The sequence below is a fragment of the Ruficoccus amylovorans genome, from assembly GCF_014230085.1.
Classification (GTDB): Bacteria; Verrucomicrobiota; Verrucomicrobiia; order Opitutales; family Cerasicoccaceae; genus Ruficoccus; species Ruficoccus amylovorans.
Genome location: NZ_JACHVB010000021.1, coordinates 1 through 25,491, shown reverse-complemented (window position 1 = coordinate 25,491; position 25,491 = coordinate 1). Strand labels below are relative to the sequence as shown.

26 protein-coding genes are annotated in these 25,491 nt (G+C 63.1%); 17 read left to right on the top strand and 9 right to left on the bottom strand.

Annotated elements, in window-relative coordinates; genetic code table 11:
- The first annotated feature begins 21 nt into the window (after positions 1-21).
- Both H5P28_RS08485 and H5P28_RS08480 read left to right on the top strand, forming a co-directional pair.
- Positions 22-2,244: an Ig-like domain-containing protein gene (locus H5P28_RS08485; protein WP_185675284.1), complete on the top strand. Its 2,223-nt coding sequence runs from the start codon at positions 22-24 to the stop codon at positions 2,242-2,244.
- 278 nt (positions 2,245-2,522) lie between these two features.
- Positions 2,523-3,128, top strand: coding sequence for a sigma-70 family RNA polymerase sigma factor (locus H5P28_RS08480; protein ID WP_185675283.1), 606 nt, complete (start codon positions 2,523-2,525; stop codon positions 3,126-3,128).
- Positions 3,129-3,349: 221 nt separating this feature from the next.
- Here H5P28_RS08480 and H5P28_RS08475 read toward each other — a convergent pair whose 3' ends face one another.
- The 6 genes from H5P28_RS08475 to H5P28_RS08450 form a co-directional block, all read right to left on the bottom strand.
- On the bottom strand, positions 3,350-3,622 hold the full coding sequence (locus H5P28_RS08475) for a hypothetical protein (RefSeq protein WP_185675282.1): 273 nt from the start codon (positions 3,620-3,622) through the stop codon (positions 3,350-3,352).
- Positions 3,623-3,626: 4 nt separating this feature from the next.
- Positions 3,627-5,312 carry a ComEC/Rec2 family competence protein gene (locus H5P28_RS08470; protein ID WP_185675281.1) on the bottom strand — a complete coding sequence of 562 codons (1,686 nt, stop codon included), beginning with the start codon at positions 5,310-5,312 and terminating at the stop codon, positions 3,627-3,629.
- A gap of 73 nt (positions 5,313-5,385) precedes the next feature.
- Complete coding sequence (gene thiD, locus H5P28_RS08465) at positions 5,386-6,180, bottom strand: bifunctional hydroxymethylpyrimidine kinase/phosphomethylpyrimidine kinase (RefSeq protein WP_185675280.1); 795 nt, start codon at positions 6,178-6,180, stop codon at positions 5,386-5,388.
- 326 nt (positions 6,181-6,506) lie between these two features.
- Positions 6,507-6,758, bottom strand: a complete 252-nt coding sequence (locus H5P28_RS08460; RefSeq protein WP_185675279.1) for a type B 50S ribosomal protein L31 — start codon at positions 6,756-6,758, stop codon at positions 6,507-6,509.
- Between the two features lie 17 nt (positions 6,759-6,775).
- Positions 6,776-6,901: a type B 50S ribosomal protein L36 gene (ykgO, locus tag H5P28_RS08455; RefSeq protein WP_185675278.1), complete on the bottom strand. Its 126-nt coding sequence runs from the start codon at positions 6,899-6,901 to the stop codon at positions 6,776-6,778.
- A gap of 241 nt (positions 6,902-7,142) precedes the next feature.
- The gene (locus tag H5P28_RS08450; protein WP_185675277.1) at positions 7,143-7,877 is read right to left on the bottom strand and encodes a uracil-DNA glycosylase family protein; all 735 of its coding nucleotides are present in this window, start codon (positions 7,875-7,877) and stop codon (positions 7,143-7,145) included.
- A gap of 96 nt (positions 7,878-7,973) precedes the next feature.
- Between H5P28_RS08450 and H5P28_RS08445 the strand changes: the two genes are divergently transcribed.
- The 12 genes from H5P28_RS08445 to H5P28_RS08390 all read left to right on the top strand — a co-directional run bounded on the left by H5P28_RS08445 (position 7,974) and on the right by H5P28_RS08390 (position 20,014).
- Positions 7,974-9,218 (top strand): N-acetylmuramoyl-L-alanine amidase, encoded by a 1,245-nt coding sequence (locus H5P28_RS08445; RefSeq protein WP_185675276.1) that lies wholly within the window; start codon positions 7,974-7,976, stop codon positions 9,216-9,218.
- Between the two features lie 75 nt (positions 9,219-9,293).
- Complete coding sequence (locus tag H5P28_RS08440) at positions 9,294-10,175, top strand: PstS family phosphate ABC transporter substrate-binding protein (RefSeq protein ID WP_185675275.1); 882 nt, start codon at positions 9,294-9,296, stop codon at positions 10,173-10,175.
- 109 nt (positions 10,176-10,284) lie between these two features.
- The gene (gene pstC, locus H5P28_RS08435; protein WP_185675274.1) at positions 10,285-11,838 is read left to right on the top strand and encodes a phosphate ABC transporter permease subunit PstC; all 1,554 of its coding nucleotides are present in this window, start codon (positions 10,285-10,287) and stop codon (positions 11,836-11,838) included.
- Positions 11,839-12,039: 201 nt separating this feature from the next.
- Positions 12,040-13,095, top strand: coding sequence for a phosphate ABC transporter permease PstA (gene pstA / locus H5P28_RS08430; protein WP_343075472.1), 1,056 nt, complete (start codon positions 12,040-12,042; stop codon positions 13,093-13,095).
- 9 nt (positions 13,096-13,104) lie between these two features.
- A complete protein-coding gene (pstB, locus tag H5P28_RS08425) occupies positions 13,105-13,911 on the top strand; it encodes a phosphate ABC transporter ATP-binding protein PstB (RefSeq protein WP_185675273.1) in 807 nt (268 codons plus the stop codon).
- A gap of 173 nt (positions 13,912-14,084) precedes the next feature.
- Positions 14,085-14,726 (top strand): pyridoxamine 5'-phosphate oxidase, encoded by a 642-nt coding sequence (pdxH, locus tag H5P28_RS08420; protein WP_185675272.1) that lies wholly within the window; start codon positions 14,085-14,087, stop codon positions 14,724-14,726.
- A gap of 379 nt (positions 14,727-15,105) precedes the next feature.
- On the top strand, positions 15,106-15,591 hold the full coding sequence (sixA, locus tag H5P28_RS08415; protein ID WP_185675271.1) for a phosphohistidine phosphatase SixA: 486 nt from the start codon (positions 15,106-15,108) through the stop codon (positions 15,589-15,591).
- Between the two features lie 482 nt (positions 15,592-16,073).
- Entirely contained in the window at positions 16,074-16,448 is a 375-nt protein-coding gene (locus H5P28_RS08410) for a Fur family transcriptional regulator (RefSeq protein WP_185675270.1), read from the top strand.
- Positions 16,449-16,541: 93 nt separating this feature from the next.
- Entirely contained in the window at positions 16,542-17,528 is a 987-nt protein-coding gene (locus H5P28_RS08405; protein ID WP_185675269.1) for a metal ABC transporter substrate-binding protein, read from the top strand.
- On the top strand, positions 17,525-18,250 hold the full coding sequence (locus H5P28_RS08400; protein ID WP_185675268.1) for a metal ABC transporter ATP-binding protein: 726 nt from the start codon (positions 17,525-17,527) through the stop codon (positions 18,248-18,250). The genes H5P28_RS08405 and H5P28_RS08400 overlap by 4 nt, the downstream gene beginning before the upstream one ends.
- A gap of 14 nt (positions 18,251-18,264) precedes the next feature.
- Complete coding sequence (locus H5P28_RS08395) at positions 18,265-19,083, top strand: metal ABC transporter permease (RefSeq protein ID WP_185675267.1); 819 nt, start codon at positions 18,265-18,267, stop codon at positions 19,081-19,083.
- Positions 19,084-19,234: 151 nt separating this feature from the next.
- Positions 19,235-20,014 carry an MBL fold metallo-hydrolase gene (locus H5P28_RS08390; protein WP_185675266.1) on the top strand — a complete coding sequence of 260 codons (780 nt, stop codon included), beginning with the start codon at positions 19,235-19,237 and terminating at the stop codon, positions 20,012-20,014.
- A gap of 129 nt (positions 20,015-20,143) precedes the next feature.
- Here the strand turns inward: H5P28_RS08390 and H5P28_RS08385 are convergent, their stop codons facing one another.
- Positions 20,144-21,109, bottom strand: a complete 966-nt coding sequence (locus H5P28_RS08385; protein ID WP_185675265.1) for an acetyl-CoA carboxylase carboxyltransferase subunit alpha — start codon at positions 21,107-21,109, stop codon at positions 20,144-20,146.
- Between the two features lie 74 nt (positions 21,110-21,183).
- Positions 21,184-21,564 (bottom strand): tetratricopeptide repeat protein, encoded by a 381-nt coding sequence (locus H5P28_RS08380; protein ID WP_246455935.1) that lies wholly within the window; start codon positions 21,562-21,564, stop codon positions 21,184-21,186.
- Between the two features lie 30 nt (positions 21,565-21,594).
- Between H5P28_RS08380 and aat the strand changes: the two genes are divergently transcribed.
- From aat to H5P28_RS08365, 3 genes are all read left to right on the top strand, one after another.
- Positions 21,595-22,260 carry a leucyl/phenylalanyl-tRNA--protein transferase gene (gene aat, locus H5P28_RS08375; RefSeq protein ID WP_185675264.1) on the top strand — a complete coding sequence of 222 codons (666 nt, stop codon included), beginning with the start codon at positions 21,595-21,597 and terminating at the stop codon, positions 22,258-22,260.
- A 73-nt stretch (positions 22,261-22,333) separates the two neighbouring features.
- Positions 22,334-23,089, top strand: coding sequence for a hypothetical protein (locus H5P28_RS08370; RefSeq protein ID WP_185675263.1), 756 nt, complete (start codon positions 22,334-22,336; stop codon positions 23,087-23,089).
- 31 nt (positions 23,090-23,120) lie between these two features.
- Positions 23,121-24,647 carry a YihY/virulence factor BrkB family protein gene (locus tag H5P28_RS08365; RefSeq protein WP_185675262.1) on the top strand — a complete coding sequence of 509 codons (1,527 nt, stop codon included), beginning with the start codon at positions 23,121-23,123 and terminating at the stop codon, positions 24,645-24,647.
- Between the two features lie 13 nt (positions 24,648-24,660).
- Here H5P28_RS08365 and H5P28_RS08360 read toward each other — a convergent pair.
- Positions 24,661-25,418 (bottom strand): IS5 family transposase gene (locus H5P28_RS08360; RefSeq protein ID WP_185675261.1). Its coding sequence is split into 2 segments (ribosomal slippage): positions 24,661-25,091 and positions 25,091-25,418, totalling 759 coding nucleotides; the frame shifts between segments, so codons are not numbered across the junction.
- Between the last annotated feature and the right edge of the window lie 73 nt (positions 25,419-25,491).

Genomic DNA, 25,491 nt, shown 5'->3' with positions numbered 1-25,491 from the left:
CCACCATTTCTCCGCCTTTCCATGAACAAACCGCTTTCCGCCTTCCTCGTCCTCGCCTTCGCGGCCAGCCCGCTGGCCGCCGTCCAGACCCACTCGGTGCTCCAGGCCGACTACGCCGCCTTTGCCGCGGGCGAGCCCGCCAACGTTTCCATTTCCAACCTGGGCGAGATCGGCCTGGCCCCGTCGCTGGAGCAGTTGACCGTGCTCGACGACCCCATCATCTGGCGTGCGGTGGCCGACGCCGACGGCAACCTCTACCTGGGCACCGGCAAAAGCGGCACGGTTTACAAGATGGCCCCCGACGGCAGCCTTGAGACGGTCTTCGAGCCGGAGGAAATCCTTTCCCGCGCCCTCACCCTCGACGCCGAGGGCAACCTCTACGTGGGCACTTCGCCGCAGGGGCGTGTTTACCGCATCCCGCCCGGCCAGCGCCCGGAGATTTACTTCGACCCGCAGGACGAATACATCTGGGACCTGACCTTTGACAAGGAAGGCAACCTCTACGTCGCCACCGGTGCCGCCGGGGCCATTTACAAGCTCAAACCCGACTTCAAGCCCGGCGACGAGGCGATCAAGTGGTTCGAGACCGACCGGGCACACGTCACCGCGCTGACCTTTGACGACGAGGGCAACCTTCTGGCCGGAACCGCACCGCGCGCCTACGTTTACCGCATCGCGCCCGACGGCAAGGGCACCGTCATCTACAACGCGGGCACGGACGAGATTTCCGGCCTCAGCGCCGCCGAAGACGGCACGGTTTACTTCTCCACCCTGCACATGAAGCCGCAGGGCGGCGACTCCAAGGACAAGCCCTCCTCCCCCGCCCCCGGCGACCTGACCAGCATCCTGGAAAAACTCTACCGCGGCCCCGGCGGCAGCCCGAGCGGCAACGGCAAGGACAGCAGTTCTAAAGAGCCCGCCGCCGCCAGCGTTCCGAGCCTGCTTTTCCGGCTCGGAGCCGACGGCTTCGCCGAGCCGCTCTGGTCTCCGGTCAACATGAATATCTGCGCCTTTCTCCCCGACGGTAAAGGCGGCTTCACCATCGGCGGCAGCGAAAACGGCAGCCTTTTCAGTGTCAGCGGTCTCAACGACTGGTCCCTGCTCCAGTGCGCCGAGGGTGGCGGCGAAGTCACCGCCCTGCTCCCGGTACCCGGCGAGGACGGCGGGCTCTACGTGCTGACCAGCAACCCCGGTGCGGTTTACAAGCTCTCCGGCCAGCCCGCCACCAGCGGCAGCTACACCTCCGAACCGGTGGACGCCTCGAGCGTGGCCGCATGGGGCGCACTGCGCCTCTTCGGCAGCCCTTCGCAGGAGTTGCCCGGCCTGACCTGGGAAACCCGCACCGGCAACTCCCCAAGCCCGGACGCAACCTGGACCGGCTGGGACGCACTGGACACAAACACCATCGCGAACCCACCCGGCCGCTACCTCCAGTATAAGGCCACCTTTACCGAGACCGACGCGCTCCTGCGCGGGGTACGGCTCTTCTACACTACACGCAACGCCGCCCCGCTCATCAGCCGCATCAACGTGCTCCCGGTCGGCCTGACCGTGGTCAGCCTGCCTCCCAAGACTGCCCCGATCACCCTTTCCCAGCTCACCGGCAGCTCCGGCAATGACAACCTCGACCGCGAGCCCGCCCCCATCCAGCAGATCCGCCCGCTGGGCGAGGCTGGGTACTTCACAGCAGGCTGGAGCAGTTTCGATCCCAACGGCGACGAGCTCATCTACTCCGTCGCGATCAAATCCGAGGGCGCGGACGAGTGGATCACTCTGGCCGACGAGTTGCCCGCCAACGTCTATTCCTTTAACACACGCGGACTGGCCGATGGCTACTACCGGGTCCGGATCACGGCCAGCGACCAGCCGGGCAACCCGCCCGGCGAAGCCCGCATCGGCTCGCGGGTCAGCCAGCCCTTCCTCGTGGACAACACCAGCCCGGCCGTCAGGCTGGAGACCCAGAAGCGCAACGCGGCCAGCACCGTGCTCGTCTTCTCCGCCACCGATGCAAGCAGCATCATCGCGACGGCCAGCTACGTACTCGACGGCGGCAGCCCGGTCATCCTCCAGCCCGAGGGCGGTATCTTTGACGCGCAGGAGGAGATCTTCCGCATCCAGCTCGACTCTCCCAAACCCGGCCCGCACAGCATCGTGGTCGAGGCCGTGGACGAATCCGGCAACCGCGGAGTCGCTCAGACGACGTTCACCATCGAGTCCGACAGCGAAGAACCAGCGACCGAGTAATCCTGTTCCCGATAGAGGTAAGAAGCTCACACGGAGGCACGGAGGAAGTAAGGAAGGCTGCGTCTCCGAACTGACTTCGCGTTCTTCCCGTCCTTCCTGTTAAATCCTTCGATTGATCATAACGATGGAAGACGCCCCCATGTGGCCGTTCCCGCGACGGGCGTTTTTGCTCGTCGTCAACCGGGCCACCGGCTTGAATAAACATCCAAGCCCGGCGGCACGCGCAGCGACCGCCCGGGAAAAGCCATCACAAACAGCCTCGCGAAGCCATTTCCTCCATGCCTGCGGACCATGCCACTGCTCCCGACCCGGCGGACTGGGTTGATGAGTACGGGGACGCCCTGTACCGCTTCGCCTTTTTCCGGGTCAACAACGCCGCGCTGGCCGAAGACCTTGTGCAGGACACCTTCCTGGCCGCGATGAAGGCACGGGACAATTTCTCCGGGCGCTCCTCAGTCAAGACCTGGCTCACCGGTATCCTCAAAAACAAAATCATCGACCACTACCGCAAAAAGAACCGTACCCAGTCGATGAGTGAGCTGGCCGGTTTTTACGAAAAGGAGGAGGGCGAACTGTTCAGCCAGGACGGAGCCTGGAACCTCGGCAGCGGCCACGCCCCCGGCGACTGGACCCCGGAGGCCGTGCAAAAGCTCGACCGGGCGGAGTTCATGCAGCATTTCCACGCCTGCGCTTCCAAGCTGCCCGAACGCATCCGCCAGGTCTTCCTCCTGCGCGAGATCGACGGCATGCCCAGCCCCGAAATCTGCGAGCGCATGGACATCACCCCGCAAAACCTCTGGACCATCCTCCACCGCGCCCGTATGGCCCTGCGCCAGTGCCTCGAGGAGAACTTCCTCGGGAAAAGTAATACCGGTTCAAAATAGCTTTGAGGGTTATGCGAGAGGGTCTTTTTTGAAAAAACACCCTCTCGCGCTCTGCCCCAAAAACTTTTGAGACGGAACTTCGTTCCTTTGCAAGAACGCGAGAGACCTAGGTCGTGTCCACGTGGCCTAGGCTACGCACGGGGTAGGAGCCTTTCTGGCTCCGTAGGGGGCCTGTCCCCTCATTGTCGAGTGCGGCCACGCACCCGTAGGGGCCTGTCCCCTCATTGTCGAGTGCGGTCACGCACCTTGTCCTTGGCCGCTTCGCGTTCCTCAGTCAGGCGGGCACGCTCGTTGACGAGCTGCTTCTCGATGGCGGCGTGCTCGTCCGGACGAGCCTTGGCCAGTTCGCCCCGGAGAAAGACTTCCTTCTCGGCGATTTTCGCGTCGTACTTTTTGTCGATGTCGGCCAGCGCGGCCTTTTGTTCCTCGGACAGTTTGGCGGTGGGCTCATCTTTTTCGAGCCGCTCCATGGCGAGTTCGTATGCGCTCTTCATGGGGCTAGAGCTTGGCGAAATTCACCCCAAAGACAAGCACAGGCGCGAGAATCACCACCGGCAGCAAATAAACCACCGGACGCGTCCGCGCCCGTCGTGCCACCACCAACAGGCTCCCCAGCAGCAGAAGCGTCGTCAACGGAGCCAGCCATTCATGGGCAAAGCGTGCCTGCCAGAATCCGCCCGGTACCGCGACAGCGGCGCTGACCACCGTCCACATCTCCCACACCACGGCCCAGGACAGGGTGTTGATCCAGACGCACACAGCCCCGGCCCCGGCCAAGCCGAGCACACCCGAGACCAGCGCAAGCACGATTACCCCGGTCGCCAGCGGGACGAGGATCAGGTTGAGAAAAATCGCCCCCGGCGCGAAGATGTGAAAATATGCCACTGTCAGCGGGGTGGCGAAAATAAAGGCCGTGGCCGAGACCGCGAGCGAGGCGTTGAGCCCGCGCATCGCCCAGCGCAGGAAACGCTGCCAGCGGCGCAGGCTGTTGAGCGGAATCAGCCGGTAGGGATCGAGGCGGGCATTGGCCCACTCCGTCAGCGGGACGGCGTAGAGCAGCAGCGCCGCCACGATGAGGTACGAGAGCTGGAAGCCAGCGCCAAAAAGCTGCCGCGGGTCGATCAGGAGCACGGCCACCGCCGAAGCCAGTAGCGCGGAGAACGGCGCGGGCTTACGCCGCACGACCTGCGCCCCCCAGTAGAATGCCACCATCAAAAAAGCCCGCAAGGCCGAGGGGGGCACCCCGATGACCTGCACATAGAAAAACAACAAGCCCAGCCCCACGACGGCGGCGACCGGTCCCGACACCCGCACCAGTCGCAAGGCAAGCGCAAGCGTCCCGGCAATGATCCCCACATGCAGCCCACTGACGGCGAACAGGTGCATCGTCCCGCTCGCGATAAAGGTCTCCTTCTGCTCGCGTCCGAGCGCGGCCTTGTCCCCGAGAAACATCGCCGTGGCCACCCCGGCCAGCGCCCGTGTGTCCGGCGACACCGCCCCCTCTCCCAGCGCCCCGGCCAGCCGCCGATTGACCGAGCGGCACCACTGCCGGAAAGCCCCCGCGGGTCGCTCCACCCCGAGCAGACTCCCCTGGCTGAGCTGAAGCGGATAGCCGCTGTTGACCAGGTATTGCTCGAAATCGTTCAGGTCCGGCTTGGTGTCCAGCCGGGCGATTTTCCCCCGCGCCCGGATGAGTGCACCGGGCAAAATCCCGCCCTCCTCAATACCCTCCGTCCAGAGAGAGAACGCCACCGCCTGCCCGGCCAACTGCGGACGCCACGCCGGGCTGGTTACGATCGTACCCAGCCCGCTGATGCGGGCGTACTTCGGGTTGGTCTGGAAAAGCCGCCCGACTTCCAGCACGACCTCACCCTCGCGCGGGATAAAGTCACCGACAGGCGCGGACGACGGCTCCCGCACCAGGTAATACGCCCAGGCCAGCAGCACGCCGGCTGTCAGGATCAGAAAGCCCCAGACAGGCCGCACGAACCAGCCTTCGCGGCAAGTCAGTACCAGCGCGGCCGCTCCCACAGCAAGCCCGAGCGCCGCCAACCCCCACACCGGCAGCGCCCCGCCCAGCGTGTGCGCCAGGATGTAGCCCCAGACCAGCGGCACCGCCAGCCACAGCAACGGCGCGTGCCCGTCGGTGCGCGGCGCGGATTCATCGGGGCGGTCAGCGGCCATGATTTTATCCACTCACAAAACCCTGAACTTATAAACGGCTAAAATCCAAAATCGGCTCACAGCTCTCAAACCCTCAAACATTCCTAACGCCATGACCGATGAAGCGCTCGCCCCGGACCTGCACGGGCTGCTTCATCGCGGCCTGGAGGTAGGCGTGGGCCGCGCGGACGGCAGCGGGCAGCGGCTGGCCTTTGGCCAGTTCGGCGGCGATGGCGGCGGAAAGCGTGCAACCGCTGCCGTGCGTATTGACATTCTCAATACGTGTCGAGGTCAGTTGCAGCGGGGCCTCACCAGGGCGGACGAGAGTGTCGATGAGAGTACCCCCGGACAGATGTCCGCCCTTGAGCAACACTGCGGTTTCGTAGCGAGCGCTCAGTTCGGCGGCGGTCGAGGCGAGTTCGTCGGATCGGCTGACCGGGCGTCCCAACAGGACCGCGGCCTCGTCGAGGTTCGGTGTAATCAGCGCCGCGCGCGGGAGCAACTCGGCCTCCAGCGTGGCGATGGCCTCGGGCTTGAGCAGGACCGCGCCCGACGTGGCGACCATGACCGGATCGACCACGGCGGGGATTTTTTCCCGTTCGATGAAGCTCGCCGTCACCGCGATGAGCGGCGCGGAAAAGAGCATCCCCGTCTTGAGCGCGCGGATGGGAAAATAGGCGGCAAGCTGGTCGAGCTGAGCCTGAAGAAAGCCCGGCGAAAGCTCCTCGATGGCGCTGACCCCGTCCGGATTCTGTGCGGTGAGGGCCGCAAAGGCCGTCACCCCGTACACCCCGCGGGCGGCAAAGCTCAACAGGTCCGCCTGAATCCCAGCCCCTGCTCCGCTGTCGGAGGTGGCGATGGTGAGGGCAACGGGCAGTTCGCTGGGCATCCGCCTATTGCATAGCGCCCCGCCCACGCTTGGCAAGCCCCGGCTGGACGGGGCACAGCGGGCGACGGCATTGAAGGGAGAAAAGCGGCCACGAAGGATACGAAGAAGGTACGAAGGGCACAAATGGCTACCCTTGCCGACGAAAGCAGCAGGAGCGCAGCACAGAGATAAGCAGTCCCCCCAAGGCGGGTGGAATCTTTTTTAAACAGAAAGGCCGGGAAGGATAGAAAGGAAGACGGGGGACATTTATTCCACACACACCCACACACAAAAACGCCGTCCCCGACAGGAACGGCGTCTGAAAATGAAAGAACTGCCCGTACGGCTTAGTTGCCGCGACGGCGGCGGAACTTGTTCTGGAACTTTTCCACGCGACCGGCGGTGTCCACGAAACGCTTTTCACCGGTGAAGGCCGGGTGCGAGTGGCTCGTCACGTCGCAAACCATGACGCCGTACTCGACGCCATCAATGGTTTCCTTTTGGGTGGTCCGGACCGTGGAACGGGTCAGGAACTTGTTGCCCGTTTCAACGTCAACAAAGGCGACGGGGCGGTAGGAAGGATGAATATCTTTTTTCACGGTTGCGCCTTAAAAGGTTAGCCCTGCCGCGCCTTGAAGCGGGGGTTGGTTTTGTTGATCACGTAGATGCGGCCACGACGGCGGACGACCTGGCAATCCGGGTGCCGGTTTTTCAGTGATTTGATGGAGGATACAACTTTCATGGCTCTGAAATTTATGGAAAGCGGACGAAAAAAGACTCTCCCCCCCGCAATGTCAAGCGACTATTTTCCCTCCACTCGCATTCGGACCGGGTTGCAAGACAGCGTCCTGCGTCTGTCATGCTTGTCGGATCACTGATGCCATGCCGCCAACGCGACGACATGGGCAACGGTGATTGACCCAACTCAAACAAACCTCGGCCCGCAAGCTCAAATGTCCGGGGCCTCTCAATGCCAGCGGGTGCTACCCGCCCCAGATGCCGAGGGCTTCGAGTTGGGCGGTGGCCTGGGGGGCCCAACCACGGTTGGCGGCGGGGCTGGCGGGGCTGGGGTGCAGGATCGTGCCGATCTTCGGGCCGTCGAGGCCGAGGGCTTCGCGGGCGCGGCCCTCGGCGAATTTCCCCACCCCGATGACCCACTCGGGCCGGAGCGCGGCCACCACGGCCCTCAGGTGCTCGTCGCAGAGAGCCAGCAGGTGGGCCGAGTCAGCGGCACTGAGCTTGTCCGGGGCGATGTTGCGGCAGCCTTTTTCGTCCGCCTGGAGAAAGAGCAGCGGGATGTAGTTAGCCACGAAGTGCTCGCGGAAAAAGTTATCCGCCGTGCCGAATTTTTCCGCGAACAGGCCCCAGAGGCGCTTACCGCTGACCTCGGCCCGCGTGCAGGCGAAGCCATCCACCGGACGCTTCGGGTGCTCCTGAGGGGGCTTGCCCACCGGGGCCTCGACTCCCACCCAGTCGCGGGCGGAGGCGATTTCGCCGAAGGGCACGCCGCACTGGGCCATGCCAAAGGGGCCGGGGTTCATCCCGAGAAAAACCACACGCTTGGTCGTGGAGCCCCACTTCTTTAAATAAAGAGCGTGCGGCTCCCAGGCATAGTCCAGCGGCTGGTAAACATGCGTCACAGGCGGGCCGAAGCGCAGCCCGGAGAGTTCGTCGCGCAGGCGGAGCGCGGCGGTTTGCAGTTGTTCGGAAGGGGACATGGGTTAATGTGCTACCAATTTTCAGGAACGCCGGGACGCGGTTGCGCCCGGTGGTCATTACCAATATTGTCCGGATTCAATGCCCGAAACTCACCCATGCGCAAGCCCGCACGCCTCTTCGCCCTCTTTCTGTCCACCTTTCTCCTCTGCCACCCCGCCCTGCGGGCCGACCGCATGACCAGCCTCGGACAACGCCCCGACTGGAGCACGCTCGACCCGTACCAGCGCACGCTGACGCGGGCGGAGTTCCAACGGCGGCTTGACACCCTCTACGCCCCCGGCGATGCCTGGCGCGAAACCATCACCCTGACCGACGAGGCCGCCCTTATCCATACCCGCGACGGCGCTCCGACCTACCGGCTCATCTTCGCCGCCAGTGCCGAAGACGCCGCCCCCACCCCGCGCCGCTGGCGCACCCCAGGCGAACTCCTCCCCGACGCCCCGCCCGGCAAGCCGCTCACCGGCTGGGAAATCGCGCTCGACCCCGGCCACCTCGGCGGCGAATACGGCCCGATGGAGGGCCGCAGTTGGAGCATCGACGGCGGGCCGGTCATTCAGGAGGGCGACCTCGTACTGGAGGTGGCCCAGGTTTTAAAGGGCAAGCTGGAAGCGCTCGGGGCGCGGGTCACACTGGTGCGGGACCGCCCCGGCCCTGTCACCACGGAGACGCCGGACTCGCTGCGCCCACAGGCCGAAGCCTGGCTCGCCGCGCTCAACCCGGACGGCCCGCCGCCTTCGCCCGAGGAAATCCGCCGTCGCAGCACCTTGCTTTTTTACCGGGTGAGCGACATTCACGCCCGCGCCGCCCGCGTCAACGACCAGATTCGCCCCGACCTCGTGCTTTGCCTGCACCTGAACGCGGAAGACTTCCCCGACCGGCAGGCCCCCGCCCCGGTCGAGCCCAACCACCTGCACCTGCTGGTCAACGGCGCGTACAGCGCGCAGGAGTTAAGCTACGACGACGTGCGCTACGGCATGCTGGTCAAGCTGCTCAACGGCTCCGGCGCGGTCGAGGGCGAGGTGGCCGCCAGCGTGGCCGCTTCGCTGGCCGGGGCCACCGGCATGCCGTCCTTCACCTACCGGGGCAAGAACGCCGTCGCCATCCCCGACCAGCCCTACGTCTGGGGCCGCAACCTGCTGGCCAACCGCCTGTACGCCTGTCCGGTCGTTTTTCTGGAGCCCTACGTCGCCAACAGCCAGGCGGTTTACCCGCGCCTCAAGGCCGAGGCCGAAGCCCCCGAACCGCTCCCCGACGGCCTGATCGAGGAGTACGCCGAAGCCGTCGCGCAGGGGCTTGTCCGGTTGCGAGACGCCAAAGCAGAACCGACAGAAAAATTTTGAGAAAAAGCTCTCGTCTTAACACATCTGTAACATTCGCCTGCTAATATCCGCCGTTCGCAACCAACCGTCACGCCGATGAAACCGCACCGTCACCGCCGCTTTCCGCCCCCGGGCCTGCTCCTGCTAGGCGCGGCGCTGCTGACGGCGGCAATACCGGCCAGCGCCTCGGACAAGATCGTGGTCAAGGGCTCGGACACGCTCGGGGCCCGGCTCATGCCCCGGCTGAAGGAGGAGTTTATCGCGATGAAAAAGGCGCGGGGCGAGGAGGTGACCTTTGAAATCGCCGCCGAGGGCTCGCGCACCGGCATCACGGCCCTGATCGACGGCAAGGCCGACCTGGCCATGTCCAGCCGCCGCCTCCAGAGCGGCGAGCTGAGCACCGCACGCGCCCGGGGTGTCAACCTCAAGGCCATCCCCGTCGGGGTGGACGGGATCGCCGTCATCGTCAACGCGGACAACCCCGTCGAGCAGCTCAGCCCCCGGCAGGTGGAAATGATCTTCACCGGCGACATCGACGACTGGAGCGGGATCAGCCCGGTCAGCGGACGCATCTCGACCTACACGCGCAGCACATCTTCGGGCACGTACAGCCTGTTTCAGACCCTTGCCCTGCACCGGCGCGATTACTCGGACTTTTCCCTAAAGCTGGCCGGTAACGAGCAGGTCGCCGCCGAAGTGGCCGCTAACCCCCGCGCCATCGGCTACGTGGGGCTGGCCTTCTCCCACACGCCGGGGGTCAAGGTCCTGCCGGTGGATGGCAAGCTCCCCTCCAGCGAGGACTACCCCCTGGCCCGCCCGCTGTACTTTTATGTCAACGTGAACGCGACGCACACGCCCGTCGTTCAGGAGTTCATCGACTTCATCCTAAGCCCGGAGGGGCAGGCCGTGGTCGAGAGCGTGGATTTCCTGCCCGCCTCTCGCCTGAAAGAGATGTACCCCGAACTGGCGGTTGATTAACCCTTCGACGGCCCGTGAACACCTCCGCCGCCAAGGAACCAGACCCGCGCATTCGGGGATTGCTGTCAGCCTCGTTTTGCCCCGATGCTGGCCCCGACCCACGCCTGCCATGAACGGCTCCCCGACCCAGCCCCTGCTCAACCTGCGCCGACGGCGTGGCCGCACCCTGCCCGGCCCCGGCCGACAGACGCTGCTCAAGGCGTTTTTCGGCGGCAACGCGCTGGTGGCCGTCATCGTGCTGCTGTTGATCACGTTTTTTCTCTTCCGCGAGGGGCTGAGCTTTTTCCCGCAATACCGGCAGGACATGGAGCTGTACCGCCGCAGCGGCATGGAATACGCCTCGCTCGTGCGGGCCGAGCACGAGCGTTTCAACAACCTGCTCGGGCAACTGGTCAATATCCGCCGCGAGCAGATCCTCCAGCTTGAGGCTGAGGGCAAGAGCCGGGAGGAAATCGCCGCGCTGACCGCGCCCATGCAGGCGTACATCACGGAATTCGGTGAGCTGGCCGTGCCCCTGCGTGACTACCAACTCGCCGTGCGCGACCTGGCGGCGGAAACCTACAAACAGGCGCAAGGGCGGGCCATCACGGGTCGCCCCGCACCCGGCCAAAGCGGCCTCATCGACTACGCCGGGACCATTGCCACGATCAAGGCGACGTTCCCGCAGTTCACCGCCCTCAACGACCAGCTTGAGAGCGACATGCTCCACGTGCTGAAAACCTTCCCCGAACTGGAGGAGCCGCAACTCAAGCCGCTGGCCGAGACCTTCCGCCGGGACGCCATCGCCTTCACCGCCGGGCTGCCCCGCTACGGCGCGCAACTGGCCGAGTGGGAGCCGGAGCGCGGCGTCGGGCTGGGTGAGGCGGTCAGGTCCTTTCTTTTCGGGGACCAGTGGCTCATTAACAACAACGGGCACAGCCTGTTCGGGCTGCTGCCGCTGTTGACCGGCTCTCTGCTGGTGACGGGCATCGCAGTCCTCATAGCGATCCCCTTCGGCGTGGGCGCGGCCATCTACACCAACCAGATGGCCCGGCGCGGCGAGTCCGGTTTTATCAAGCCCTGCATCGAGTTCATCACCGCCATCCCCTCCGTCGTGATCGGTTTTTTCGGGATCGCGGTCTTCGGCACGCTGGTGCGGACGCTCTCACAGACCCCGTGGCTGGAGTGGCTGCCGGGCTTCCCCGTCGCCGAGCGCCTGAACGCCTTTACCGCCGGTTGCCTGCTCGCGCTCATGGCCATCCCCACGATTTTTACCCTCTCCGAGGACGCCATCAGCCGCGTGCCCCGCATCTATGCCGAGTCCTCGCTCGCCCTGGGGGCCACGCGCTTCCAGACCACCATGCGGATCATCGTCCCGACCGCCGTCAGCGGCATCGTCTCGGCGGTACTGCTCGGAGTCGGGCGCGTGATCGGCGAAACCATGGTCGTGCTCCTGTGCGCGGGCAACCGCATCCGCATCCCCGACTTCACCGAGGGGCCCGGCGCGGCCTTCCAGCCCGTTCATACCCTGACCGGCATCATCGCCCAGGAAATGGGCGAAGTCGCCCAGGGCGGCATCCACTACCGGGCGCTGTTCTGTGTGGGGGTGGTGCTGTTCCTGCTCACGCTCGGGATCAACTTCGCCGCCCAACGCATTTTCCGCCACTCCCGCGTCGGCGAGTAACAACACTCCGAAAACAGAAATGCCGAGAAAATCACAGCAACCGTAAGATAGATTTTTTTAACAGGAAGGCCGGAAAGAGCGGAAGCCATTGTTACCCGCATCCTTTTTCTGTCCTTTCCGGCCTTCCTGTTAAATCCCCCTAAAACATAAACACAGCCAGGAAGTCGCACCAGGCGACTCGCATAAAACACCCGCTCCACCGTGAACCCGTCCGCCCACAGTCCGCGCCAAAATCCCTTCCTGCCTAAGCCCTCGGGCCCCCGGCGGGTGGAGACGCTCGTGCGGCAGATCTTGCGGGGACTGACGTATTTCATCTTGCTGGCGATGGCGGCCATCATCCTGACTATCGCGATCAAGGGCGCGCGGGCTGTTTTTCAGGCTGAGTGGCCCTTCATCAACACGGAGTTCCTGACCCAGTCGCCGGAGACGCTCCACGTCTTCGAATCCGGGGGGCAGACGATGCAAATGAGCGACTCGGAGTTTCGCGCCACCTACCAGGAGCAGGGACTGCCCCCGCCCAGCGCCCGTGCCTACTCCCACGCCGGGGGCGGCATCCTGCCCGCCATCATCGGCACGGTCCTGCTCGTGGCTGGAGCCATGACCATTTCAATGGCTCTCGGGGTGGCCAGCGCGGTCTTCTTGAGCGAGTACGGTAAAAGCGGCCCGCTCCTGCGACTGATCCGGCTCTCCATCCTCAACCTGGCGGGCGTGCCCTCCATCGTGTACGGGCTCTTCGGGTTCGGGCTTTTCGTGGTCTTTCTGGACTGGAACGTCTCGCTGCTGGCGGGGTGGTTCACCCTGGCCTTCATGGTGCTTCCGGTCATCATTTCCTCCAGCGAGGAAGCCCTGCGCAGCGTGCCGGGGGGCTTTCGTGAAGCTTCGCTCGCCCTCGGAGCCACCCGCTGGACCATGATCCGCACCAGCGTGCTCCCCTACGCCCTGCCCGGCATTCTCACCTCGTCCATCCTCGGCATCGCCCGCGTGGCCGGGGAAACCGCGCCCATCATGTTCACCGCCGCCTACCTGCTGCGCGACCGCCTGCCCTGGCAGGGACTCGACCACTGGTACGACTTCTTTTTCCAGGGCGTGATGGCCCTGCCCTACCACCTTTATGTGGTCAGCGCCAAGCTCCCCCAAAACGCCTACACCGAGCGCATGCAGTACGGGACAGCCTTCGTCTTTCTGGCGCTGGTGGCGGCGATGGCGTTGACCTCGATCCTCCTGCGCGCCAGGATCCGCAAACGTCACCACTGGTAGCCCGACGACATGGAAAACTCATCCGCCACCCGCCCGGGCCAAGCCGCCGCGCCCAAGCCCCCGCCCCTGATCGAGATCGAGCATTTCGACTTTTTCTACGGGCAGACGCAGGCGCTCAAGGACATCAACCTGAGCGTCCGCCAGAACAGCGTGACCGCCCTCATCGGCCCCTCCGGCTGCGGCAAGACCACGCTCCTGCGCTGTCTGAACCGGCTCAACGACCTGACCGACACGGCCCGCGTGGCCGGGGGGCGCATTCTCATCGGCGGCTACGACATCTACGAGCGCGACATCGACGTGATCGAGCTGCGTAAAAAAGTCGGCATGGTCTTCCAGAAGTCCAACCCCTTTCCCAAGTCTATCTACGACAACATCGCCTACGGGCTGCGCATCCAGGGCATTCGCAACCGGGACCGACTCGACGACACGGTGGAAAAATGCCTCCGCGCCGCCGCCCTCTGGGACGAGGTCAAGGACCGGCTCAACGACAGCGCCCTGAACCTCTCCGGCGGCCAGCAACAGCGGCTGTGCATCGCCCGCGCCCTCGCTGTGGAGCCGGAAATCCTGCTCATGGACGAGCCCTGCTCGGCCCTCGACCCGGTCGCCACCTCCAAGGTCGAGGAGCTGATCCACTCCCTGCGCCTGAACTACACGATCGTCATCGTCACCCACAACATGCAGCAGGCCGCCCGCGTCAGCGACCACACGGCGTTTTTCTACCTGGGCCGCATCGTCGAGCACAACGTGACCGAGGCCATTTTCATGAACCCCCGCGACCCCCAGACCGAAGCCTACGTCAGCGGCCGCTTCGGCTAAGCGGAGCGCAGCCCTGCGCCTGTGATGCCGCGCATCACCCTTGCGGCTCCAGTCGGATCGCGGACGCCCCAATCGGACGCTACGCCCGACGCGCCCCCCTGCTCCTGCCGGAATGTTGCGTCTCGCCGTTTGCTTTCCTTGCCAGTAGCGCGGGCGTGTGCACACTGCGCAGGATGAATCTGGCCGACATGCGCCGCAATTACACCCGCAACGGGCTTTCCGAGGAAAGCGCCGAAGCGGACCCTTTTGCCCAGTTCCGCGTCTGGTTCGAGCAGGCCCTCCAGGCCGAGCTCGCCGAGCCCAACGCCATGACCCTCGGCACCGCCGGGGCCGACGGCCAACCCAATCTGCGCACCGTCCTGCTCAAAGCCTACGACGCCAAGGGCTTCGTCTTTTACACCAATTACACCAGCGCCAAGGCGACCGAGATCGCCGAAAACCCGCAGGTGTGCCTGCTATTCACCTGGCTCGATCTCGAACGGCAGATCAAGATCCAGGGCCGGGCGGAGAAAATCAGCGCCGCCGAGTCCCTGCGCTACTTCGCCAGTCGCCCCTTCGGCAGCCGCCTCGGGGCCTGGGTCTCGCACCAAAGCCGGATCATCTCCTCGCGCAAGCTCCTCGAAATGAAGCTGGAGGAAGTGAAGCGCAAATTCGCTGGCGGGGAAATCCCCCTGCCCTCCTTCTGGGGCGGCTACCGCGTGAAACCGATACGCTTTGAGTTCTGGCAAGGGCGCGAAAACCGCCTCCATGACCGGCTCCAGTACAGCCCCTCCGGGGACGGAGATAACTGGAAAATCGAGCGGCTGGCTCCCTGATTTAACCCCATCAACCGGCTTCTCGCCTGTCCCGATGTGGGCTGCCCAGGCCCCTCTTTGGCCCTGCGGCAGCTTTTCTTTCCTTTAAAACAATAGAGGCCCCCATCCCTGGGGGCCTCCCGCCATCTCTACTGTTTTATCATTCCTTCGGTGTTAACCGGGAAAGAATAAATGCACTGAAATTATAGGTTTTGTATAAACTCAAAAGTGACGAAAAAGCAACACAGAAAACATTTCTTTCACCTAAAAGTCACTATCCGCAAGGCAGTTGCGTTAAAACAACTCCGCACAACAAGCTTCAAATTATCATAACCAAACAGCACGATATTACGAATCAGGGATTGCGCAAGTCAGCCCGCCCGAACACAATACGTTTCCTATGCGACTTTACCTGCTGCGTCATGCCGAGGCCGAAAATACCGCTCCGGACGAAACCCGCGAGCTGACCGCCAAAGGCGAGAAAACGCTTCGTAAACTCTGCCAGACGCTCAAGCCCGAGGAATTCGACGGCGTGCGCAAACTCTGCCACAGCCCTCTCACCCGCGCCGTGCAGACGGCCCGCCTTTTCAAGGATTTTTTAAAGCTTTCCCAGCCCCTCCAGGAGCGCGCCGGCCTGCGCCCGGAAGACAACCCCTTTGTCTGGCTCAGAGAGCTGGCCGAGGACGAGGACGACCTCATGTTCATCGGGCACAACCCCCACCTTTCGATCCTGGCTGACGCGCTGATGCTTCAGTCGCGCGAAGGCGGCCTCATTACCTTCAGGAAAGCCGGACTGCTGTGCCTGCGGCGCCTCTGTCCTCCCAGTCGGGCGCTTCCCTACGGCGAGTGGACGCTGGAGTGGTTCATCGTCCCCCGTGTGCTCTGATCTCAGACGGCTTCGCCTGGCTATTAACCGTCAAAAACCAGCCCTTTCCTCCCTCGGCTCCGGACAGGGCCTGAACGCAGTGGCTTCCCTGTGCCCTCCACCCCGCTTTACCCACCAAAAAGACCTCATACCAACATCTTACCATTTACACAGATACCGCTGGAATAAATAGTTAACCACGGGATGTCTTAGTTTTCCACCACAACAGCCAGAGAAAAAATACCGGTAAAGTTCTCCCGCCAGACAACGCTTCCGACGCCACGTAAAACGCCTGTCAGCGATCGCGTTTAAATTAACATAAAAATACGAATTTTTGAGAAATTAAGGGATATATCATTAATAGGTTGACGGTAACTTTAAGGACTTCATTCATATGAGAAATTGTCCCAACCGCTAACCATTAATCACTCATCCAAAACCTGAAACGTCCCTGGCAGGAGCAGACCTGCCTCCCGCCAACAGAGTAACCAGCTACTGCATTTATGCCACCATCGGTTAGAGAAACCCGCCAACGAACAGCCATCCGAAACGCCTTACAGTCACAGAACCGACCGCTCAAGCCCAAGGAAATCCAGGAACTCGCCCAACAAGAATGTAAAAGCCTCGGCATCGCCACTGTCTATCGCAACCTGCGCACCATGCTCGAAGACGGCCTGGTGGAGAAACTTGAAATCCCCGGCCTGGCCACCTGCTACAGCCTGCCCCGGGAGATTAAGCGCCCCATTCTTGTGTGCCAGCGCACAGGGCAGATTCATTGGCTTAAAACCCGGCCAGCCGATGTCGATTTGAGCCAGGTCCCCCCCAATTTCGAATACGAGGGGCACGAAATCATCGTTTACGGCCAATTTCAGACTTAGGACGTGCCTTCAAATGACGGAGCAAGTGCGCGAGGGCTGGTTTTTATGCAAACGACTTGCATCTATTAGAATCCGCCCCACACTAGGTGGGCTATGTCCCTGCGGAAAAAGATCATTGCCCTGCTGATCGGGGTGCTTGCCACGCCCCTGCTCCACGCCACCCAGCCACATGTCGTTGCGAGCTTCGGCATTCCTGCCGACTGGGTCAGGCAAATCGCCGGGGACAAGGTCGAGCTGACCGTCCTCGCGGACAAGGGACAGGATATCCACGCCTTTGAACCGGCCCCCCGCGATCTGGCCAAGCTCTCCCAAGCCGACCTCGTCGTCCAGATCGGCCCCAACCTGGAATTCTGGCTCGACGACCTGCTGGCCTCCTCGCGTTTTCAGGGGCAGCGGCTGAGCCTCAGCAACGGCCTCACCCTGCGCAAAGCCGACGACTACCACGGCGACAAACAGTCAGACCACAGTGATAGCCACGATGGACATTCCCATGACGGACACGACCATGACAGCCACGCCGGGCACGATCACGGAGACTACGACCCGCACGTCTGGATGGACCCGGAGAATGTCTCCCGAATGTCCGCCGCCCTGACGGAGGCCCTTTGCCAGATCGACCCCGATAATGCCTCCACCTACCGCGATAACGCCAAGCGCTGGAACGACAAACTGCTCGCGCTCGACCAGCAGGCCCGCGAACGCTTTGCCGCCATCCCGGAGCAAGCCCGAGTCATCATCACCTATCACGACAACCTCGGGTACTTCGCCGACCGCTACGGGATCGAGATCCCCGCCACCATCCTCGGCTCGGTCAGCACCGAGGGCGGCGAGCCCTCCGCCCGGCAGATGGCCGCCTTGATCAAGCTCATCCGGCAGGATCAGGTCGCCGCCATCTTCACCGATCCGGGCGCCAATGACCGCCTCGCCCGTCAGCTTTGCCGCGAGACCGGCCTGCCCGCCCCGCGCCTGCTCTACGTGGGCACATTTTCCCGCGACACAAGCGGGCCACAGGATTATGAATCGCTTTTTCTCTACACAGTGGACACGATAGCCGATTCTATTCAGGCTAAAAACAATTGAGTAAAGGAATCATAAGCGGGCTGCTCTCCTACCGGGGAAACTGCGGGGGCTGCCATTATCCGGACGCCTCCGCCATCCGCACCGAGGGCGTAACGGCTCGCTACGCGAGCACCGGCACGCCCGCGCTCAACGGCGTGTCCCTCTGCGTCAAGCGCGGCGAACGCCTCGCTCTGGTCGGCGACAACGGCTCCGGCAAATCCACCCTGCTCAAGTGCCTGGCCGATCTGCTCCCCTACGAGGGCGAGATCCGCATCCTCGGGCACCGACCCGGCGTCTGCCGCCACGAGGTGGCGTACCTGCCCCAGCGCAGCAGCCTGGACTGGGAATTTCCCATCAGCCTGAGCCGGTTCGTGCTCACAGGCACCTACGTGCGGCTGGGCTGGCTGCGCCGCCCTGGCCGTGAACAGCGCACCCTGGCCGCGCAGGCGCTTGACTCGCTGGGGCTCAGCCCCTACGCCGGGCGACAGATCGGCAGCCTCTCCGGCGGCCAGCAACAGCGGGCGCTGCTCGCCCGGACCCTCCTGCACGACGCCGAGCTTTACCTGCTCGACGAGCCCTTTAACGCGGTGGACGAGACCAGCCGCGGCCTCATCTGGGAGGCCCTCGACCGGCTGAAGGAGCGAGGCTGCACCGTTGTCATGGCCACCCACGACATCGCGCATTTCATGGACCGCTTTGACCGCGTGCTCACCCTCGAAAACGGCTGCGTCTCCCCCGACTGAACGCCCGCCCCCTCATGGATTTCCTGACCGAACCGTTTTCGTACGCCTTTTTGCAAAAAGCCCTCGTGGCCGTGCTGCTGGCCGGGCTCAACTGCGCGCTGGTCGGCACCTACGTCGTTTTGCGGCGAATGGCCTTTCTCGGGGGGGCACTCGGCCACACCATCTTGCCGGGGGTGGCCTTCGCGTTCTTAAAGGGCTTTAATCTTTTTCTCGGCGCGCTCGGGGCCAGTCTGGCCACGGCGCTCGGCGTCGCCATCCTCTCCTCGCACCGCCGCGTGCGCGAAGACACCGCTATCGGCGTTGTGCTGGCCGGGATGTTCGCGCTGGGGATCCTCTTGATGAGCATGGCCAGCTCTTACCGGGACTTCGAGGCTATCGTCTTCGGAAGCATCCTCGGAGTCACCGCCGGTGATCTCGCGCTGGTCGGGGCGGTCACGGTCATTATTATCGTGGCGCTGACGCTTTGGCACAAGGAACTGGAGCTGACCTCCCTCGACCCGGACTACGCCCGCGTCATCGGCATCAACCCCAACCGCATGCGCCTGCTCGTGCTCCTGCTGGCCTCGCTGGCCGTGGTCTCCGCCGTGCAGGTGGTGGGCGCGCTGCTGACCATTGCCCTGCTCATCACGCCGGCGGCTTGCGCCGCCCTGCTCATGCGCAGTGTCTCGGGCATCATGCTGCTGGCTTCCGCCGTGGCCATCGTGGCGGGTTTCTCCGGGTTGCTGCTCTCGTACCACTTCGATGTCTCCTCCGGCGCGTGCATCGTGCTCGTGGCCACCGTCTGCTTTCTGCTGGCCTGGACTTTTCGCCTTATCCGCCCGCAGCGTCATTAGCGCACACCGAGGAGTCTCTGAGGGCACAGAGATTCTCGCTGTGCGCAACCGCCGGAACGTTGAGCCTCCGCCCGAAAATGGTTAAGCTCCGGTAACGGCGCGGTTTTTGCTTTTGTCAGGGGCGGGGCGGTTATTTGATGGAAACAGGCATATGGAAGTTACTTTTCTAGGAACGGGCACCTCGCAGGGCGTGCCCATGATCGCACATGAAAACGAGGGCTGCGACCTGACCAACCCGAAAAACTGGCGCACCCGCTGTTCCATGCACATTGTCATGGACGGCTGGCACATCCAGATCGACGCCGGACCGGAATTCCGGCTCCAGTGCCTGCGGCATGACCTGCGCCAGATCGACACCTTTATCCTCACCCACGGCCACGCCGACCACATCATGGGCATGGACGACCTGCGGCGCTTCTGTGACCTGCGCAACTTCAGCGCGATCGAAGTTTACGGCTCCGAGGAAGGGCTCGGGCGCGTGCGCTCGGTCTTCCCCTACGCCATCGGTGACAAACCCGCCCGCAAGGGCTACGCCGCCTTTCGCCCCCTGCCCATGCCCGACAAACTGGAGACTCCCGGCGGCGACATCTACTCGACCCTCCTGCCCCACGGCAGCATCGACACGCTGGGGCTCGTCTTCGTGGAAAAATCCTCCGGGCGCAAATTTGCCTACTTCAACGACTGCAAGGAACTCACTCCCGCCGCCTACGAACTCGCCGCCGGGGCCGATGCGGTCGTACTCGACGGCCTGCGCCCGACCGAACACCCCACCCACATGACCATCGACGAAGCCACCGCTGCCGCCCTCCAAATCGGCGCGCCCCAAAATTGGCTCACCCACCTGACCTTCCAGGTCGATCACGATACCTGGGAAGCCAAACTCCCCGCCTCCGTCCGCCTCGCCTACGACGGACTCACCCTCACCCTGTAGTCGAGGACCCGGTATGGATAAACTTGGGGGCTGTGCGCCCCCAAACCCCGCAGCAGCCGCAGGCTGCACTTTCGTTGCCCCAATCATTATAACGAGCGCTCGGGGCGCAGGCTGGTCTGGTCCGGAAATTTACGCGTTTTGATAGACGCCCATGCGGCGGAACTTCTCGTAGCGGGCGTCGATCATCTTTGACTCGCCCAGGCCGAGAACCTCGTCAAGATGGCGCTTGAGGACCGTGCGGAGCGTTTCCCCCGTCACTTCGGGGTCGGTATGAGCGCCGCCGAGCGGTTCATCGACGATTTCGTCCACAATGCCCAGTTCCAGCAGCTTGTCTGCGGTGATCTTGAGGGCCTCGGCCGCGCGGGCCGAGTGCGAGCGGTCCTTCCACAAAATGGCCGCGCAGCCTTCGGGCGAAATAACCGAGTAGTAGGCGTTCTGGAGGATGAGCACGCGGTCGGCTACAGCGATCCCGAGCGCCCCACCGGAGCCGCCCTCGCCGATAACGGTGGCGATGATCGGCACGCGCAGGTTGCTCATCTCGCGGATGTTGACCGCGATGGCCTCGGCCACATGGCGCTCCTCGGCCCCGACGCCGGGATAGGCCCCGGGGGTGTCGATCAGGCAAAAAACGGGCATGCCGAACTTTTCGGCCATTTTCATCAGGCGCAGGGCCTTGCGGTAGCCTTCGGGGTTGGGGCAGCCGAAGTTGCGGGCCAGGTTCTCACGGGTCGAGCGGCCCTTCTGCTGACCGATGACCATAACCGGACGCCCGTCAAAGAGCGCCGTGCCGCCCACAATGGCGCGGTCGTCGCGGAATTGCCGGTCGCCGTGGAGTTCCTGAAAGTCCTCGAAAAGCTGCCGGATGTAGTCCAGCGAATAGGGTCGCTGCGGATGCCGGGCGAGCTGCACCTTTTGCCAGGGCGTCAGCTCAGCGTGGATGCGCTTCTTGGTCTCGGTGATCTTCTCCTCGATGGCCTGGATTTCGGCAGCGACATCCATCTTGCTCTCGACGGAGCTCTTGCGCAGGTCCTCAAGCTGGTCGCGCAGGATCTGGATTGGTTTTTCAAACTCCAGGGTGAAAGTGGCTTTACTCATAATCGGTGCAGATACGTCCTCAACTGATCAACCGGTATTCTGAAAGGCAAACCGGGCCGATGGAAACCCTAAAATCAGGCCAGTCCCGAGTCCTCCTCCGGCTCGGAATTCAATTCTTCCTTCCAGCCGAGCGTGCGGGCCTTAGCCCCGAAGTGCTCGGCCATCTGTTTATCGCCCTTGTGCATCCAGATTCGCGAGAGGCTGGTGTTGATGTGGATGTCCTCGGGGCGCAGCTCGAAGGCGCGGGTGGCCGCCTCCAGCGCGTGGTCGTAGTCCTTCATGGACACATAGACCTCGGTCATCGCGTGCCAGGCCTCGAAGCAGCCGGGCGCCATTTCCTGGGCTCGGCGCAGCTTGCGCAGGGCCTCGTCGTTGTCACCGAGGGTGAAATCAAAGGTCGCTTCCTCGACCATGGCAATGGGATCGCGGGTGGGTTCGTTCTGGTGTTGCGGCATAAGTCGTGCTTAAGTAGAGTATCTTGACGCATGCAGCCGCGTTTTACAAACGCTTTTCCCGACCCTCATGACGCGCCCGCCGACGCCCCGCTGGCGGTGGGTGGCGACCTGTCCATTATTCGCCTGATCGAGGCGTACAGCCGGGGCATTTTCCCCTGGTACAACGCCGGCGAGCCGATCCTGTGGTGGAGCCCGGACCCGCGTTTCGTGTTGCTGCCGCGCGAGTTGAAGGTCTCCCACAGCCTGCGCAAGGAGTTGAAAAAAGATTGCTGGGAAGTCACCTTCGACCAGGCCTTCGGGCGCGTCATCCGGGCCTGCGCCCATACGCCCCGCCCCGGCCAGGACGGCACGTGGATCGTCGAAGATATCATAACCGCCTACCTGGAACTGCACGCCGCGGGCTTCGCACACAGCGTGGAGTGCTGGCTGGAGGGCAAACTGGTCGGCGGGCTCTATGGGGTCAGCCTCGGGGCCGCCTTTTTTGGCGAAAGCATGTTCCACCACGCGCCCAACGCCTCCAAGGTCGCCTTTGTCCGCTTGGTTGAACGCCTCCGGCAGTGGGAATTCCAGCTCATCGACTGCCAGCAGCCCACCCGCTACCTGGCCAGTTTCGGGGCCACCTGCTGGCCGAGGGAAACCTTCCTGCGGACGCTCTCCAACGCCGTCACCGCCCCGACCCGCATTGGCAAATGGTAGCGAGGCGGCTGTAGCGGGCAGTGGACATTAGACTTGCTCACGAATATTCCGGTTGGTTTATATTACGGTCTGCATGGCGGAGTTTTACATCAGGGAAGCCGATTCAGAAGAAGCCCGCGGGCCGTACAGCCCGGAGCGGATCGCAGACTTGCTCGGAGCGGGCCGCGCCAGCGCCGCCACACTCTACTACGACGAGGACCGCGAAGACTGGCTCCCGCTCTCCGAAGGACCGGCCTTTCAGGCCATCCTCCACCCCGAGCAGAAGCGCGTCCAACTCAAGGCCCGCGACTTGCCCCCCGTCGTCGAGCCCGCTCACCATGAGCCGCCGCCCGTCACCGTGGACGAGATGCTGGCCGCCGCCGAAGGCAAATCCGATGAGACCCGCCACCTGCGCGCGCGGGAGAACCGCATGGGCAAGGCCGCCGCGCTCTCGCTGCCCGCGCTAGTCCTGATGCTCGCACTGTGCGCCTTCACCGACATTTTCCCCTACTGGGACATCGTCATGACTATCCGCGAGGAGCGCACCTGGTCGCTCCTGCTGGAGTACCCGATGCTCATTCTGGGCGCGGTGGACCTCTTTTTCGTGCTGTGCTGCATCCTTTCGGCCACCGACGTTTTCCCGCTCATCCGCATCCGGGCCATGCTCGGGCTGGGCTTTTTCACGTATATTTTCTGGGCTTGGGGCGAGTTCCCGCAAAGCCTGGCCGTCGCCGTCGGTTCGCTCTCGCTCTACGTCTGCACGGCCACGCTCAACCTCTACGCCATGATCCTCTTTGCCATTCTGGGGGTCGGCAGCTTCGGCGCGCTGGCGGCGATGTATTTCCTCTAAACGCACCGCTTCCCGGCGCTATCTCCTGATTATGCCTTCCAACGAGGCCAAAAAACCTTCCCGCATCGTCCAGGCTTTCACCCGCGTGAAAAACTGGCTGGTTTCCGTGCCGCACCTGATCGGCAAGGAAATCTGGGAAACAGATAAAGTGGACGACAAGAGCCTGCGCGGCTCGGGCTTCGCGGTGCTGCGTGTGCTGGCCATCACCTGGGAGGGTATCCTGCGCAACCTCATCCCCAGCCAGGCGGGAGCGTTGAGCTACTACACGCTGATCGCCATCGGTCCGCTGCTGGCCATTGTCATCATGGTCTCCGGCTTCGTGCTCAAGGGCGACAACGCCGAAGACATCATCGTTGAGAACCTGACCAAGCTCATCTACTTCGTGGCCCCGCCGACCGAGCAGGCCGCCATGATGGACCTGAACGCCTACGACGCCGACCACAATAACGTGCCCGACACGCAGGAGGGCGAAGTCACCGTCCAGACTGAAGACGGCGACCGCGAAAAGGCTTCGGTAGACCCCAAGATCGTCGAATTTCTCAAGGGCATCGTGCGCAATGCCCGCTCGGGGACGCTCGGGGTCTTTGGCTCGCTCATGCTGATCTGGCTCAGCGTGCAGTTGCTCTCCACCATTGAGAAGACCTTTAACCAGATCTGGGGCGTACGCCGCGCGCGCAATATCCTCCAGCGCATTGTTTTCTACTGGACCCTCATCAGCCTGGGCTCGGTACTGGGCTTCACCTCGGTCAGCCTCGGCATCTATGGCCGCATCGCCCAGCAGTTCGACCACCTCCCGCTCGGCCACCTCTTTCGGGAGTCGTTCCTGTGGCTGGCCCCGCTGTGGACCTTTATCAGTGTGGTGGCGCTGGTGGCGATTTTCAACCGCTTCATCCCCAACACCCATGTGCGCTGGAAACCGGCCTTCCTCGGGGCGCTGGTGGTGACCATCCTGCTCAACCTGAGCAAACAGTTGAGCGTGCTTTACGTGGGCTTCGTCATCCGGCAGGGCAGCCTGCTGGGCGTGGTCAGTATCCTGCCGATTTTCCTCTTCGGGCTGTGGCTGTTCTGGGTCATCCTGCTGCTGGGCGGGCAGGTGTCCTTTGCCATTCAGAACGTCAACAACCTGACCAACCAGCGCGCCTGGGAAAACGTCAGCCTGCGCACCCGCGAAACCCTCAGCCTGGTGGCCCTGCTACTGGTGGCGCGGCGCTTCGACGAGTGCCGCCAACCGTATAGCTCGGATGAGTTGGCGGACAAAATCCGCGTCCCCGCCAACATCCTTAACGAGTGCCTGGCCCAACTGGTGGACATCGGCTACCTCAGCCCGGTCGAAAACGAATCCAAGTCCCGCCAGGAATCCTCCCGCTACCAACCCGCCCGCCCGCTGGAACGCATCACCCTGGCCGATTTCAAGCAGCGGCTCGAAACCCGCGGCAACAACGAGGGCACGAGCCTTATCAAGTATTCCGACCCCGTCCTCACCGAGTACGAGGAACGCCTGCTCGACTACTCCAGCTCCGAATCCGGCCAGAAAAGCCTCAAGCAGCTCTTCGCCTAGGGCTAACGGACATTCAGGATGTCAACCAAATGAGGGCGCATGCGAGGAAGAGGAATGCCATATAGTGAGAGTCGTTTCGGTCGAACCTTGTTGCGATGCGGCGGTTTTGTTTGAGCGTACCGAATAGGCGTTCGATCCTGTTTCTTTGCTTGTAGAGTTTTTTGTCGTGGGGGATTTGCTGTTTTCGGTGGCATCTACTGGGAATAACAGCCTTCATCTTGGCCTTAGCGATGAAGGCCCGAATGGCGTTTGAGTCATAGCCTTTGTCTGCGATGACGGCTTGGGCACGCTGACCTTCAAGCAGCGTTTCGGCCTGCGTGCAGTCATTGCAATGACCACCGGTGAGGTGCATTTTAAGTGGCCTTCCGAGCGCATCGCAAAGCATGTGCAGCTTCGTGGTCAGTCCTCCACGGGATCGCCCCAGAGCCTGACACATCGCCCCCTTTTTCCCGTTGTGGCGTTCTGGTGGGCCTTAACGAGAGTCGAGTCGATCATCACATATGCGTTTTTGGGGTCCTTCAATAATCGCTTAAAAACCTGTTCCCAGATACCCTTCTTGGCCCAGCGGCTGAAGCGTTTATAGGTCGTTTCATAATTGCCGTAACGCTCCGGCATGTCTCGCCAAAACGCGCTGCTACGCAGCACCCACATGACCCCGTTGATGAAGCGGTGGTTATCCTCAGCGGTGCGCCCGGGATCGCCAACCTTGCCAGGAAGCAGATCCTTGATCTGCTCATATTGCTCATCTGTTAGCTCATATCGCTTAGCCATCAATGCCTTACAACATCACTGACGCAAAATGTACAGATACTTTAGAACTACTTGAATGTCCGTTAGCCCTAGG